A 12,884-nucleotide genomic window follows, 5' to 3' on the forward strand; every position below is an offset into this window, starting at 1 on the left:
GGTGCCGTCCTCAGCCCGCCATCAGGCGAAGATGGGAGGGCGGCGTCGCTCTCAGCCCCATGAAGGCACCCGGCAGGTACCAGTAGGCCGAATGAATGATCCACGAGACGGCTCGTCCCGCCTTCAACTTGCGCAATCCCCACCAGGCCAGCACGCTTGAACATAGACCGATGAAAATATGTTGAGACAGGATGCCCCACGCGAAGGGCACGATCATCGCGAGAAACTCATCGAGTGTCCAAAACCCGATCAGTTCCGGATCATCGAGATGCGCGGGAACCGTGTAGCGATTCATGAACGACACCGCCCTCTTGTCTGCCCACACAAAGCCCTGCGGCCATGCGGGGACGACTGGTTTGATCAGATCGTCGCGGTGACCGCGGCGGTGACGATGGGCACGCCCGTGCCGGCTCCGACGCCGACCCCCACGGGGATCGCGACCTGGCCGAGGCTGAACCGGCCCGAGGCGAGGCCGACGATGCCGCCGGCCAGGCTCAGCACGGTGATGATCTTGCCGCCCGAGCCTTCGAGGAATCCGGTGAAGCTGGTGAGCGCGGTGTTGAACGTGGTGTCAGCGCCCGCCATCGCCACTTCGCTGCCAAACAAGCCAGCGACCGCGACCACCGCGGCTGCCTGGAGGAGGCTTGCCCCCTTCCCTTTCATCGTGAGTTTCATACTGCCATGTCCTTTTCCAAACGCCGTGATCTTCACGGCCTTCAGAATGAACAGAGGGGCACCGCCTGGAGCAATTAAAGGCCTGTTACAGCGCGCGAGCGAATCGGATCATTTCCCAGAACCGGATTCAAAGGCGCCTTATGTTTCCGAATTAGGGAACCGGAATTGCCGGATCGGGAACTGCGGTTTCCGCTTTTCGCAATCCGGTTTGCTGCATCGGGAATTCTGATTGCCGAACAAGGAATTGGACTTCTCGAATCACTAGCGGGCTCGCGGATTCGCCAAATTTACAATTTCGAGCCATTGTGCCCGTCGACACATGCACCGGATTATTCACCCATGGCCGCAGGAACGCGAAACGTCCGCATCTTCTTGAGCGAGCAGTGTTTCGACCTGCTGGTCGATGCTATGGCGGCCTATTCCAAGGAATCCCGCCGGTTTCAGACGATGCGGATGACTGTCCAGGCAGCGTGCTCTCGCCTCAAATCCCACAGGATTTCGAAACAGGAGCTCGAAGATTTCCTCGCGGAGTACGCCATCGGGGGGGACATCCGCATCTTTCTCGAGGTCGGCCCGGAATGGTCTGGAGATTACGATGCAGTCCGCGCCAAGGTGAGAGAAATCAGCGAAAAGCCGGGCTTGGACAAGATCCTTGTGCCTTTCGCCGTATACCTCGCCGTGAAACACAACCTGCTCTAGGTATTCTCCACGCGAAGCCCGCGCGCTTCTTAAGACTCTTGACAGGTTATGCCATCCCATAGACCTTTTGCCTTGGGAGGGATGGATAATGCCTCACAGGAACTTGACGCCCGAGACGGTCTTCAAGCCGAGCAGTCCACCGGGCAGTGAACCCGTCTTCGCTTTTGCCAGTCCTGGACCACGCGAAGGCGAGCAGGAACAATACAAGCAACTCATAAACGACGAGCTGGTACGACAAGGAATTCTGCCGGCTCACCTTGCTGACCGGATGCAGATTTCGCGGCCGAAGCTGCACAAGATCCTCAAGCAAACCAACCCGCTCTCCGACGACTTGCGAGATCGCATCTTCAGCGAGCTTGGGATGGATCATGTTCGCGCGAAATTCTGCGTGGCACTGCTTCACGATCCGCGGGCCTACATCGAGCAATCGGTCTTTCTGGCGACCGAGAGCCTCAAGAGCTTCTATCTCGAGGTCCTGACCTGTCGGCGCGGCTCGATCGAGGTCGATCTGCGCCCGGCCGTGATCCACGAAGCGGCGCGGCGAGCCTACGATCTGCTGCTCTCGCATCAGGAGCGGGTCATGCAGAACAACCAGACGCTACAGGCTTGATCGGCCCTCCATGCGGCCCGACACCATCGCCGCGTGGACCCAGCTCTATGCGGCCGTCGGCCTCTTGGCCGGGATTTGCTCAGGCTGCGCTCTGCTGAAAACGATCTTCGATATCCGCGCGGGCACGATCGCGCCGCCGTCCGGTTCGGGGCTGCGGTGGTGGCTGTGGTTCCCGAAGGTATGGCTGCATTTTCAGCTCAGCTACCTCTGCGGATTTCCGTGCATTCTGGCCATTGCGATCCTCTATGCGCACTATATCGGGTTTGCGGAATTCGTCCCGTCGTAGGTGACCAATGAAACCTCGCGGTAGCCTGATGCCCAGACGGCTGTGCTGGCTGCTGTCGCTCGCGCAAGAGAGCTGGAATCTGGACGATTGAGCTGGGTAAGGCGGAGCCAGTTGGTTGTGATGGTTCGCACGTAATTGCGGGTTTCGGGGATCGCTGGGATATAGCCCAGCGTGAGGGAGCGGCGCTCTGGTCCGGCATTGTAGGCGGCCAGGGCGAGATCGACGCGTTCAAAACGATCAAGTTGCTGGCGAAGATATCGCGCGCCCGCGCGCATGTTCGCCAAGGCGTCCCAAGGGTTCCATAGCCCCATATGCCTGGCGGTTCCGGGCATAACCTGCATCATTCCCATTGCGCCGGCCCTGCTGATTGCCCAAGCCTTGTATCCTGACTCTTGGGCAACAACTGCATCCAGCAAGCTGGCGGGCAGGCCATTCTCGCAGGCGATTTGCGACATCGCTTCAAAGTACGTTGCTCGGCGTTTCTCCACCTCGGCCGGCAACCACCATGTCTGGAGGTAACCATTCCCAGGACAAGACAGCGGGTTCTGGCTTGCGCTGGCTCCTTTGCCAATTTTATCAATTATATAGACAGGTTGGCTGATACCTTGCAAATGAGCGCGTAGCGCAACCTCGACAGGACCATCTCCGCCACTGGCCGCAATGGCAGAAGGAGCGAAGCGAGACAAATCCACTTCCCTTGCCTTCGCAGGGGCAACGAAGACCATCGCAGCGACTGCGACTATTTTTGCGTAAGTCAAAATCACGACACGCCTTTCCGGGTGGCGTGCAGTCTAGTTGGGAATGCGCACGTGGATTCAACCTAATCGCTGCATTCTTGTCAATTGATGATCTGGAAGCGCCCCCGTTGCCTATAACCTGGTGTCATTCGCGCTAATGGGTGCCTTATCGCATCCCATAGGCCAGATGCCGTTTTCGAGAACGGTTCATGCGCAGGTCCTACCCATACCGGTTTGCAAACTATGATAGCCAAATGCCTTACGTGCCTCTTCCAGGCGCTTTCCGCTATCCACGGCAGCCAATATTGCTTTCTCGGCGACCTCTATTTGCTCTGCGATTGCAAGAACCTCCTCTAGATGGGGGGCAGGGATGGCAACCACGCCATCTGAATCTCCTACCAGCCAGTCACCGGGTTCGACACGCACTCCTGCCAGCTGGATTGGATCGTTGTTGGCAACCGCGGTGGCGCGATCCTTGGCGGTGCGCATTGTCACGCAGCGCGAGAAAACGGGATAGTTAAGCGCGACGCAGCGGTCGCTGTCGCGGCATGCGCCGTCGATCACGGTCGCCGCAATACCTTTGGTATGAGCCACATAGGTCAGAATGTCGCCCCAGACGGTCTGGTTCAAGATGCCGCCATTGTCGATGGCGACCACCGCGCCAGGTGGCACTTCGTCGATATAGTCGCCGACGCTCCCACCGGTAAGGCCGACCGGCAACATCCGGATCGTAAAAGCCCGTCCCGAAAATTTCATGCCGCGAGCAACCGGAGCAAGGCCGATCAACTGGCCTGCAATTTCCAGCCTGTCCAGCGCGTCGGAGAGCGCCGTGACCCCGACGGTGTTCAGACGTTCCACAACCTTCGCTTCATCCATGATTGCTCTCCGCACCGTTCAGCAAGTCTTCGTAATTAGCCCCAAGGACTTGATCGAGTGGCGAACCCGCTTCGATCGCCAGCGCCATCGCCGCTTCGCGTGCGCTGATCCTCTCAGCCTCCCGCAGGACGTCATTCAGACGGTTCGGATCGACGAAAACCACTCCGCTGCCATCCGCGACAACCCAGTCACCCGGTTTGACGACCACGGTCCCGATCGTGACCGGGCAATCCCAGGCGTGCTCCGCAATCCGGCCTCGTGCAGTTACCGGAACCGCATTGCGCCCGAAAATGGGCAGCCCCAGTTCCCTGCTCTCGTCGACGTCGCGGCAGGCACCATCGATTATCACCCCGGCCAGGCCGTACTTGATCGCGCCTCTGCTGAGCAGTCCGCCCCATCCGGAAACATCGGCCCGGCCACGGTGTTCTATTACGATGACTTCGCCATTGCGGGCCGACATCACGGCGGCCGCGCACAGGTGGCGTTTGGGCAATCCGGCAAGCGGCGGCCCGAGCTTGACGGTTACGGCCTCTCCGGCAATCCGACGACCAGGGATGGTGAGCGGAGCCAGACCGATTACGGCGCCCGTTAGCCCAAGAGTATCGAGTGCATCGGATATCGTGCAAGTGTCGAACGAACCGAGGCGATCCGCAATCGACTGATCGTCGGTTGGTGCATCGTCTTCACTCATGGCTGGAAACAAACGCCAGTGCATCGCACTGGATCACGATATCTCCAGGCAATGAATTGTACATCAGTGTGTGTCTGGCTGGCCTTGATTGCTCGTCCGTGAATTCCATCAGCCAGTATTTGTTGATCAGGGGCTTGAGATCGGCCGAGGCAACATAGAAGGTCATCTTCGCGACATCGTCGAAGCTGCCGCCCGCCTTTTCCAGAATGCGGCCCAATTGCCAGAATGTAAGCCGTACCTGGTCCTCCGCGGTCTCCGCAACGATCCCTGTTTCGGGATCCAGCCCATAAACGCCTCCGGTGGCGACGAGGCTGCCGACCCGACTTGCGGCCGGGATCGGATTACCGGAATGGTGGAAGCCATCTACTTGAATGCTGTGTCGCACTGTTCGTCACTCCTTCGTGAACCAGGTTGGGCCATCGCGATGGCCGATCGGACCGGTCCGCGCCGGTTCGCCCGGGATTAAACATCGAGACGTGTGAACAGCTTCCGGGCATTGTGTTCAAAAATGCATGCCCGCGCTTCGTCGTCGAGTGAAGTGAGACCTTCGATCACCGGCTTGAGATCGTCGTAGTGCCGCCTGGTGAGAGGGTCGATTCCGTCGCCCGAGCCAGGCCTTTCGGTGCCGAAACAGCAACGGTCATATCCCACTGTTTTCACCAACAGATCGAGCGAATCGGGATTGTGCAAGACGGTGTCGAACCAGAATTTTCGTAGAATTTCGTCAAACGACGGGGCATCCGCAGCAATCCGTCCCTGCGCCCGTGCCATCTCGCGATGCGAACGCCAGCGTCCGATCTGGTAGGGGATCGGGCCGCCACCATGGCTTATCATGAGTTTCAGATCGGGGAAGCGATCAAACACGTTAGCCCGGTAGACCGAGGTAATCGCAAGCCCCTCCTCGGCGATGAAGTGCTCATCGTAGGATTCCCGACCGTTGCAACATTGCCCGGAATGGATGTGGGCCGGGAGATCCAGTTCGCACAGACGCCGGTAGAGCGGATACCAATAGGGATCGCCCAGCGGGGGCGATCCGTTCATGCCTTCGCTCGGATCAGGGTTGAGCAAAATCCCGACGAAGCCCAAGTCATCAACAACCCGCTCGATTTCGTCAAACAGGGATTCGACGGGTCGGCCCGCCTGTTGGGGCAGGGCTCCCACCCCCCGAAAACGATTGGGAAACATTTTCACGGTGCGGGCGATCATGTCGTTGGTGTCGCAAGTCCAATCGACGATATCTTCCCACCGGGCGGTGCCGTTCAGAGTGAGGAAAGGCCGAGGCGAGAGCAGCTGGACGTCGGTACCCACGGCATCCATGATCTTGACGTTCTGTTCGGCGCTTTCCTGCAAATCGCCGTCGCTTACTTTCGCTCTATAGTTCTTTCCGTACTGCCCCCCGGAAACAATCAGATTGCTTCTGTGTGCGTATAACGATGACGGAGCTACCAGGTGTGCGTGCGCGTCGATTATCATGTCTTCTTACCTTTTTTGGCTCCAGCGCACGGTCGAATCCGAAGCCCGACATGCGAAGCTCAGATCGGGTACACCAGATAACGCGGCAGAACCGAAGTATCGAGTTCGGCGCGGCGGGACAGCAACTTGGCGCCACCATCGTCTGACAGTCGCATTGTATCGAGATAGCGGCCGGCGGCTAGGACTTGGGTGACGCCGGCATCCATCGGCGTCATGAACACCGAGAAATTCGAAACCACTTCCACCGTTCGGGCATCGACCTGGCGATGGCTGACGCGCTGGACGAAATGACGGGTGCGGTAGTCCTGAAAGGTGCCGGCCCAGATCTCGTTCACATAGGTGACGCGATCTTCGAGCCGTGCCCGGCAATCGTCGAACATGAATCCGAGCTCGAGGTTGTGCTCGGTATTTTCAGCCGCGCGGCAATAATAGGATGCTTGGTCTTCCTCGGCATAGTTTGCGAGCCAGCCCGGCATGTCCTTGCTGTCAAGCGCGTTGGCATCGGCCAGCAGCAATCGGTCGATCGCTGTTTCCAACTCGGGAATGGTGGCCGTCATGCTTCTGCCCTCTCGAAACCCATCGCCGAGCGGTAATATTCCCAGCGGGGCAGATTGCCGCTTTCATCGTTCTGCAGAAACTCCGATTCCAGCTTGCCCGGATCGCGCACGCCTTTCTGGAAGATAGCGTTGCCTGGCGTGTGACTGCCGATGTGGATCCGGTGGAAGATCGAGGCGTCTTCCATGCTGATCAGCCCGCAAGGCCCCAGCAGGTTAGAACTTTGCCGCAAGCGGTGGCGAACCATTTCCGCATCGTCGTCCTGGTGGGCGAAATAGGCATAGTGAACTTCTGTAGTCTCTGCATCGACCGGGGTGGCGAAGCGCAGATTGATGACATCGAGGTGCTTAGTCGAGACGAAGGTGGGGAACAGCTGGACGATCCGCGACCCCACCGAAGGGTCCTGCCCCTTGAACGCGATCAGTTCCTTGTCCTTGAGAACACTGGGGCCACTGGCCACCGAGAGCGCCGATTCGAAGCACACGTGCCCACGCTTAGTGCAGGTGTATTGCCGCCCTTTGCCGCCCTGCCAGTTGAGCATCTTGAACGCCGCGTGCAGCAACGGGGCATGATAGCCGTCGTTGTCGTTGTAGCCCTTCCAGTTGCTGTCGTAGCGAACCTTCTGATAGCCGAGCAGCTTCAGCCGTCCGTCGCCGGCCATCAGTTCGCGCAGGGTTTCACCGGCTTCACCGAGGAACTCGTCAAGTGGCTCAGTCTCGGCCGAAAACGTGACGAAGATCAGGCCATAGAAGAGCTCGAAACGCGGCTGCCCCAAGGGGTAATCGGCCTTGTCGAAGCCGGGCAGGAATTCGCGCGGGTTGGGGCAGCCGACCAGGTCGCCCTTGGCGTTGAACAGCCAGCGGTGATAGGGGCACTCAAACTCGGTTTTGTTGCCCATTACCGCGGTTTCGAGCTGATTGCTGCGGTGCGAGCAGGCGTTGTAAAACACCCGCACCACGCCTGCCTCGTCGCGTGAGATCAAAAGCGGGATTCCGGCCATCCGCATCGTCTTGAAATCACCGGGATTGGGCAATTCGCTCTCATGCGCGATCGGGTGCCATTCCGGGCCGTGAAAAATCCGCTTGATCTCGTCAGCGTAGAGATCCGACCGGGTAAATGCCGCCTTGGGAACTTCGTTATAGTTCTTCGGCCAGGTCAGGGTCACGTCAGCCATCCTCTTGCTCCCGATTTTCCTGTGGTCGCCTGCCGGCCTGCCTTTAACGCTCTGCCTCGAGCGCCTTGCCCAGTTCAGCCCACATCCTGCCTGAATTGCGCGCGCCTTCGAGATAGTTTTCGGGACACAGGTGATAGGGCGGACGGCAAGGCCCGGCATTCATCCAGCCGCCGGCGGTCATCCGCGCCTTTTCCAGGGGGATGTTGTAGGTCGAGAATTCCTTGAAGCTGCCGTTCGGGAAAAGCGTCGCCGCAGTCGGCGCGAGCCGGCCCATGAAAGCCTTGGCAGCGCTCCAGTCGCCGCTCGCGCGCGCTGCGGCGACCACATCGCGCAGGGTCGTGCTGACCAGCGGGTGGCAGACCGCGCCGCTGGTCCAGAAGGCGTCGATCGAATCGTCCATCCGCGCCGCGCCGTAGTAATCGAAGTCGATCGGCAGCAGCTTGATCCGCCCCTTGATCGCCGCGAGATCGGGCAGCAGTGTGCCGACGCCGATGTACTTGGCGGTGACAACCTGCGGAATTTCGGCGACCTGGCCCCAGAACGTGCGCGGGAAATCGAACTTGAAGGCTTCGGGGTTGGCATAGATCGCGATGTTGATGTCGGGCACCGCCTCGGCAACGTCGCGATAGAACTGTACCGCGACGTCGACACTGGGGGCGCACCACATCGGTACGCCCAACATCGTCCCGGTCGCGCCGATATCGACTGCCTTGCGGGTTAGCGCAATGGTGTCGCGGGTGTTGATGCAGGTTGTCCCGACAAACACCGGCACCCGGCCCGCGGCGGTATCGACGATAGTCTTCATAAAGACGAGCTTTTCGTCAAGTGTCATGGTCGCGGCCTCGCCCAGCGTCCCCATACTGAGAATGCCGTCGACCCCGGCCTCGATCAGGCCGTCGACCATGCGGGCCGCTTCGTCGACATTAACAGTATCAGCGGCGCGCCAGTCGGAGGCACCTTCCTTGGCCGGCGTCGGCACGATCGCCCATGCACCCTTCACATCGGCAGCAGTCAGCAGTTCACGCGCCACAAAACATCTCCCAAAGACTCTTCAATCATTAGCCAATGTGTAACGCATTGCCTATTGACTTGGCAAGGGTTGAATGCGGTTTTATGAGGCCGAATGCCACTAGGATTGCACGCGTCCGGCCGGATGCGGTGTGGGTTGGGAGAAATCAGGGATGACAGACGCGAACGGCAGATTTGCAGGCAAGATCGCAGTTGTCACAGGAGCAGCCCAGGGGATCGGCTTTGCTACCGCCCAGCGTCTAGGGCGAGAAGGGGCCACAGTCGTGGTTGCCGATCGTGCAGAACAGGCGACACTGGATGCGGTTGCGCGACTTATGGCCGAATCTGTCGACGCGCACCCCGCCATCCACGACCTTGAGCAACAGGCTGGAGCCGCTGCCCTGTATAACGCTGTAAGCGATAAATTCGGGCGGATCGACGTGGCCGTCCATAATGTAGGTGGTACGATATGGGCCAAGCCCTATTGGGAATACACCACCGAAGAAATCGTCGCCGAGATTAATCGATCGCTGTGGCCGACGCTGTGGTGCTGCCATGCAGTGCTGCCCCACATGCGCGCGGCAGGTCGCGGCGCGATTGTCAACATCGGCTCGGTGGCAACGCGCGGGGTCAATCGCGTGCCCTACGCGGCTGCGAAAGGCGGCGTGGCGGCGCTGACCGCTGCGTTGTCTCTGGAATTGGAGGATTGTGGCATCAGGGTGAATTGCGTGGCTCCCGGCGGGGTCAACGTGACCCGTGTCACCCCGCGCAACACCGCTCCGCATTCCGACACGGACCGCAAGGGCTTTGGCGAAGTGATGGAACAGACCCTGCGCGATACGCCTCTGGGCCGTTTCGGTGAGCCTGAGGAACTCGCCGCCGCGATCTGTTTCCTTGCCGCTGACGAGGCATCGTACATTACCGGCCAGACGATCTTTGTCGCCGGTGGCGGTATCGGCTGATCCCGTCTGGCCGGCGGGCCTAACCTGCCTGCTTGAGGATATCGCGCAGCGACACGTCGGCATCGGCCAACTGCGCGGCCTGGGCCTTGGCCCGGCGCTCGACCAGCCGCTTGCCGATGCCCATGTCCGGTGCGCGGTTGACTGTCAGCACACCCTCGATCGTCTCGCCCGACTGGAAGAAGGCGGCAAACTGATTGCTGGCCAGGTCGCCGCGCAGGGTTACCTCGGCCTGCACCGGGATATGGCCGCAGAACTGGATGTTGAGATCGAACTGGTCGCTCCAATACCACACCGGCTTGCAGTAATCGACTTCTTGCCCAAGCATGGCGAGCGCTGCGGCCTGGGCCTGGTCGGCCGCGTTCTGGTAGGTTTCCTGACGGATATGGCCGCCAAAGAAGCTGTCCTGTTCGGCCACGTCGCCGGCCGCAAAGACATTGGCGTTGCCGGTGCGGCACTGGCGATCGACGATGATGCCGTTGTTGGTGACAATGCCTGCGTCACGGGCCAGGCTGATTTCCGGCACGATCCCGACGCCCACCACCACGGCATCGCAATCGATCAGCGAGCCGTCATCGAGTTCGACCTGCGTCACCCGCCCGCCAGTCACCTTCATCGCGTTCACGCCGCGCCCGAAGCGGGTATCGACCCCGCGCCGGCGATGCTCCTCGCCCAGCCATTGCCCGAATTGCGGGCCAAGCGCGCGGATCATCGGCGCCGCAAGCGGCTCGATCGCCGTCACCCGGCAGCCCAGCTTGACAGCGCTCGCCGCCACTTCCGCCCCGATCACGCCCATGCCGACGATCAGGATCCGCGCCCCGTCTTTGAGGTCCGCCGCCATCCGGGTGGCATCGTCGCGGGTGCGCAGATAGTGCACGTTGGCGGCATCGGCGCCTTCCATGTTGAGCTTGCGAGCAGAACCGCCGGTCGCCAGCAGGATACGGTCAGCCTGGATCAGTTCGCCCCCGGTCAGGCGGACACCGCTTGCTGCCAGATCGAGCGCTTCGGCGCGAACGCCCAGCCGCATGTCGATGCGGTTGTCAGCGTACCACGCTTCGTCATGAAGGAAGAAGTTGTCTGGAACGTTGGCCGGATCCCACAACACCTCCTTGGACAGAGGGGGGCGTTCGTAGGGGCGCCAAGGTTCCTCGCCTATCAAGGTAATGCGGCCATCGAAGCCGGCCTGGCGCAAGGCCTCGACCGCGCGGCCACCCGCAAGATTTGCTCCGATCACAGCAACCGATTTCATGTGCTTCTCCCAACTTTGCAGGCCTTCCGAGCGGGCCGGAGGCAAGGTTGCCACTCACTAATCAATCTTTGCACAATATGCAATGCGTTGTCACTAGTGGTGTTGTGGTGCTTGCCCAGGCGGCTCCATCTTCTCCAGCCGAAGGGCCAGCTGGCGCCGGGTCATGCCCAATGTTCGCGCGGCGCGCGCGACGTTTCCGCCACATGCGCCCAGCGCCGCGCGAATAACAAGCCCCTCCATTTCCAGAAGCGTTCCGCCACCCGTAACGATCTGGTCCAGCACCTGGCGCACCAACCCTTCGGGGTCGTCGGCATTGTCAACGGCACCGATCCTGCCATCGCTGGTCACCCCCAACGCCGGATTCAGTTCGAGATTGTCGGTTTCGAGGAACAGGTGCCGGAGGTCGATTGCCCGCCCGTTGTCGGCCAGCAGCACCGCCCGCTCCACCATTCGTTCCAGTTCGCGAACGTTGCCGGGAAAATCGTAGACCAACAGGGCGTTGATCGCCCGCGCGGTGAACCCCGAAACCGTTCGGTTGTGGCGCTGCACGTAGCGTAGCCGGAAGTGTTCGAGCAGAACGGGGATATCCTCGCGCCGCTGGCGCAAAGGCGGCACCCGAACCGGCAGGGTCGAGATCCGGTAGAACAGGTCGGCGCGAAAATTGCCCGCCCGCACCGCGCCGTTCAGCTCGACATTCGATGCCGCGATCAGCCGGACATCGACCCTGGTCGTCCGGGTGTCGCCGACCCGCTCGAACTCACCTTCCTGAATCGCGCGCAGGATCTTGGATTGCGCGAGGGGAGACAGAGTCGCGATCTCGTCAAGGAATAGCGTTCCGCCATTGGCCATCTCAAACCGGCCGGGCCGGGCCGCAACGGCGCCCGTATAGGCTCCCTTCGCCACGCCGAACATTTCGGATTCGATCAGTCCCTCGGGGATCGCCGCGCAATTGAGGGCGACGAACGGCTTTGTGCTGCGGCCGCTCAGGCGATGGGCAAGCTTGGCGAGGACCTCCTTGCCGACGCCGGTCTCACCCATGAACAACAGGGTGGCATCACTTGCTGCCGTGCGTTCAATCATGGTCTTGGCGGCAAGGAACCCGGCGGAAACCCCGATCACCGCTTCGCCTGCGCCAGTTCCCTGTCCGGTCAGGACCAGCGGCGTTGCGGCCATTTCCAGATCGTCCAGTTGATCCCATTCGGACGACGGTTTAGCGTGGAGCACACAGGCCACATCGCCCCGACCGGCGCATTCCAGTTCGCGCATGATGATCGGCTGGCCCGCGAAAGTCGTGGCAAAGCCGCTGGCAAAGCCGGTTTGCATCCAGCACACCGGATCGGTGCTGCGTCCGATCGCGCTGAGATGGATCGCCGCTTCGATCGAATCGTGGACCTTGAAGCGACCTTCGAAATGCCCGCAGGTGGGATCGTTTTCCAGGCTTTCGATCTGGGTCCAGCCGAACCCGGTCAGGGCATGGGCCTGTGGCCCGACCGCGAAGGCTTCGAGGTAATCGCCATTCGGGCGCAATTGCTTGGCGCCGATCGCGCACCGCGCGCCTTCGGCAAAACCGATCCCCCAGAAGAACTTGCTGGCCGCTTCGTGCCCCATTTCGGAAACCAGTCGGCTGCGCCAGCTGGCCAGAGCTGAGTGGCTGAGCAGCACGCAGCGTTCACCATCGTGCCAGATCCGGCCCATTTCCGGCGAGAACTGGAGCTTGCTGGCAAGGTCGGCAAAGCCGGGAAGCGTTTTCATCCTGCCTTGTTATCAGATTCGTAACTTTTCGACTAGCGCCAAGCCTCGTCATTTACTTTTACGTCGATCTGCGGGCTGGCTGACGTCGCATCGACGTGCCCGGACCAGAGCAAATCTGCCCGAAATAGGCGTTGGCACGG

General features: G+C 60.7%; 16 protein-coding genes and 1 pseudogene. 4 read left to right on the plus strand and 13 right to left on the minus strand.

The annotated features are described in order from the left end of the window. Positions 1-10 precede the first annotated feature (10 nt). Positions 11-295 carry a type IV conjugative transfer system protein TraL gene (gene traL, locus B0I00_RS14770; RefSeq protein WP_010890986.1) on the minus strand — a complete coding sequence of 95 codons (285 nt, stop codon included), beginning with the start codon at positions 293-295 and terminating at the stop codon, positions 11-13. Positions 296-360: 65 nt separating this feature from the next. Beyond that, positions 361-675, minus strand: coding sequence for a hypothetical protein (locus B0I00_RS14775; protein WP_100868204.1), 315 nt, complete (start codon positions 673-675; stop codon positions 361-363). 165 nt (positions 676-840) lie between these two features. On the opposite strand from B0I00_RS14775, the gene B0I00_RS14780 reads away from it, so the two are divergent. The 3 genes from B0I00_RS14780 to B0I00_RS14790 all read left to right on the plus strand — a co-directional run bounded on the left by B0I00_RS14780 (position 841) and on the right by B0I00_RS14790 (position 2,270). Next, positions 841-1,374 carry a hypothetical protein gene (locus tag B0I00_RS14780; RefSeq protein ID WP_232730281.1) on the plus strand — a complete coding sequence of 178 codons (534 nt, stop codon included), beginning with the start codon at positions 841-843 and terminating at the stop codon, positions 1,372-1,374. A gap of 103 nt (positions 1,375-1,477) precedes the next feature. Beyond that, positions 1,478-1,984 (plus strand): hypothetical protein, encoded by a 507-nt coding sequence (locus B0I00_RS14785; RefSeq protein ID WP_232730282.1) that lies wholly within the window; start codon positions 1,478-1,480, stop codon positions 1,982-1,984. A gap of 10 nt (positions 1,985-1,994) precedes the next feature. Beyond that, entirely contained in the window at positions 1,995-2,270 is a 276-nt protein-coding gene (locus B0I00_RS14790; protein WP_010890990.1) for a hypothetical protein, read from the plus strand. Here B0I00_RS14790 and B0I00_RS14795 read toward each other — a convergent pair. From B0I00_RS14795 to B0I00_RS14830, 8 genes are all read right to left on the minus strand, one after another. Next, positions 2,237-3,034, minus strand: coding sequence for a lytic transglycosylase domain-containing protein (locus B0I00_RS14795; RefSeq protein ID WP_232730283.1), 798 nt, complete (start codon positions 3,032-3,034; stop codon positions 2,237-2,239). The two genes, B0I00_RS14790 and B0I00_RS14795, sit on opposite strands and share 34 nt — an antisense overlap. A gap of 180 nt (positions 3,035-3,214) precedes the next feature. Then, complete coding sequence (locus tag B0I00_RS14800; protein WP_010890992.1) at positions 3,215-3,883, minus strand: RraA family protein; 669 nt, start codon at positions 3,881-3,883, stop codon at positions 3,215-3,217. Continuing rightward, positions 3,876-4,574, minus strand: a complete 699-nt coding sequence (locus B0I00_RS14805; protein WP_010890993.1) for an RraA family protein — start codon at positions 4,572-4,574, stop codon at positions 3,876-3,878. Before B0I00_RS14805 ends, B0I00_RS14800 begins: the two co-directional genes overlap by 8 nt. Then, positions 4,567-4,959 (minus strand): RidA family protein, encoded by a 393-nt coding sequence (locus tag B0I00_RS14810; protein WP_010890994.1) that lies wholly within the window; start codon positions 4,957-4,959, stop codon positions 4,567-4,569. Before B0I00_RS14810 ends, B0I00_RS14805 begins: the two co-directional genes overlap by 8 nt. A 77-nt stretch (positions 4,960-5,036) precedes the next feature. Next, entirely contained in the window at positions 5,037-6,047 is a 1,011-nt protein-coding gene (locus B0I00_RS14815) for an amidohydrolase family protein (protein ID WP_010890995.1), read from the minus strand. Between the two features lie 59 nt (positions 6,048-6,106). Then, a complete protein-coding gene (locus tag B0I00_RS14820; protein WP_100868206.1) occupies positions 6,107-6,604 on the minus strand; it encodes an aromatic-ring-hydroxylating dioxygenase subunit beta in 498 nt (165 codons plus the stop codon). Continuing rightward, positions 6,601-7,935, minus strand: a complete 1,335-nt coding sequence (locus tag B0I00_RS14825; RefSeq protein ID WP_232730284.1) for an aromatic ring-hydroxylating oxygenase subunit alpha — start codon at positions 7,933-7,935, stop codon at positions 6,601-6,603. The genes B0I00_RS14820 and B0I00_RS14825 overlap by 4 nt, the downstream gene beginning before the upstream one ends. Then, positions 7,820-8,806, minus strand: a complete 987-nt coding sequence (locus tag B0I00_RS14830) for a dihydrodipicolinate synthase family protein (protein WP_100868208.1) — start codon at positions 8,804-8,806, stop codon at positions 7,820-7,822. The genes B0I00_RS14825 and B0I00_RS14830 overlap by 116 nt, the downstream gene beginning before the upstream one ends. Positions 8,807-8,957: 151 nt before the next feature. Between B0I00_RS14830 and B0I00_RS14835 the strand changes: the two genes are divergently transcribed. Then, positions 8,958-9,746, plus strand: coding sequence for a 1,6-dihydroxycyclohexa-2,4-diene-1-carboxylate dehydrogenase (locus B0I00_RS14835; RefSeq protein WP_100868209.1), 789 nt, complete (start codon positions 8,958-8,960; stop codon positions 9,744-9,746). A 19-nt stretch (positions 9,747-9,765) separates the two neighbouring features. Here the strand turns inward: B0I00_RS14835 and B0I00_RS17415 are convergent, their stop codons facing one another. From B0I00_RS17415 to B0I00_RS14845, 3 genes and pseudogenes are all read right to left on the minus strand, one after another. Further along, a complete protein-coding gene (locus B0I00_RS17415; protein WP_408635257.1) occupies positions 9,766-10,071 on the minus strand; it encodes an oxidoreductase C-terminal domain-containing protein in 306 nt (101 codons plus the stop codon). Between the two features lie 30 nt (positions 10,072-10,101). Further along, positions 10,102-10,992, minus strand: a pseudogene (locus B0I00_RS14840) (NAD(P)/FAD-dependent oxidoreductase); the annotation flags it as partial. 93 nt (positions 10,993-11,085) lie between these two features. Continuing rightward, on the minus strand, positions 11,086-12,744 hold the full coding sequence (locus B0I00_RS14845) for a sigma-54-dependent Fis family transcriptional regulator (RefSeq protein ID WP_100868210.1): 1,659 nt from the start codon (positions 12,742-12,744) through the stop codon (positions 11,086-11,088). Positions 12,745-12,884 lie beyond the last annotated feature (140 nt).

Source organism: Novosphingobium kunmingense (assembly GCF_002813245.1).
GTDB lineage: Bacteria > Pseudomonadota > Alphaproteobacteria > Sphingomonadales > Sphingomonadaceae > Novosphingobium > Novosphingobium kunmingense.

What these genes read in the sequence shown, in the direction of transcription:
- B0I00_RS14820 (WP_100868206.1), bottom strand. Translation starts at nt 6,604, where the DNA reads ATGACGGCCACCATTCCCGAGTTGGAAACAGCGATCGACCGATTGCTG.
- B0I00_RS14815 (WP_010890995.1), bottom strand. Translation starts at nt 6,047, where the DNA reads ATGATAATCGACGCGCACGCACACCTGGTAGCTCCGTCATCGTTATAC.
- traL (WP_010890986.1), bottom strand. Translation starts at nt 295, where the DNA reads ATGAATCGCTACACGGTTCCCGCGCATCTCGATGATCCGGAACTGATC.
- B0I00_RS14800 (WP_010890992.1), bottom strand. Translation starts at nt 3,883, where the DNA reads ATGGATGAAGCGAAGGTTGTGGAACGTCTGAACACCGTCGGGGTCACG.
- B0I00_RS14845 (WP_100868210.1), bottom strand. Translation starts at nt 12,744, where the DNA reads ATGAAAACGCTTCCCGGCTTTGCCGACCTTGCCAGCAAGCTCCAGTTC.
- B0I00_RS14775 (WP_100868204.1), bottom strand. Translation starts at nt 675, where the DNA reads ATGAAACTCACGATGAAAGGGAAGGGGGCAAGCCTCCTCCAGGCAGCC.
- B0I00_RS14805 (WP_010890993.1), bottom strand. Translation starts at nt 4,574, where the DNA reads ATGAGTGAAGACGATGCACCAACCGACGATCAGTCGATTGCGGATCGC.
- B0I00_RS14825 (WP_232730284.1), bottom strand. Translation starts at nt 7,935, where the DNA reads ATGCCGGGCCTTGCCGTCCGCCCTATCACCTGTGTCCCGAAAACTATC.
- B0I00_RS14835 (WP_100868209.1), top strand. Translation starts at nt 8,958, where the DNA reads ATGACAGACGCGAACGGCAGATTTGCAGGCAAGATCGCAGTTGTCACA.
- B0I00_RS14790 (WP_010890990.1), top strand. Translation starts at nt 1,995, where the DNA reads ATGCGGCCCGACACCATCGCCGCGTGGACCCAGCTCTATGCGGCCGTC.
- B0I00_RS17415 (WP_408635257.1), bottom strand. Translation starts at nt 10,071, where the DNA reads ATGCTTGGGCAAGAAGTCGATTACTGCAAGCCGGTGTGGTATTGGAGC.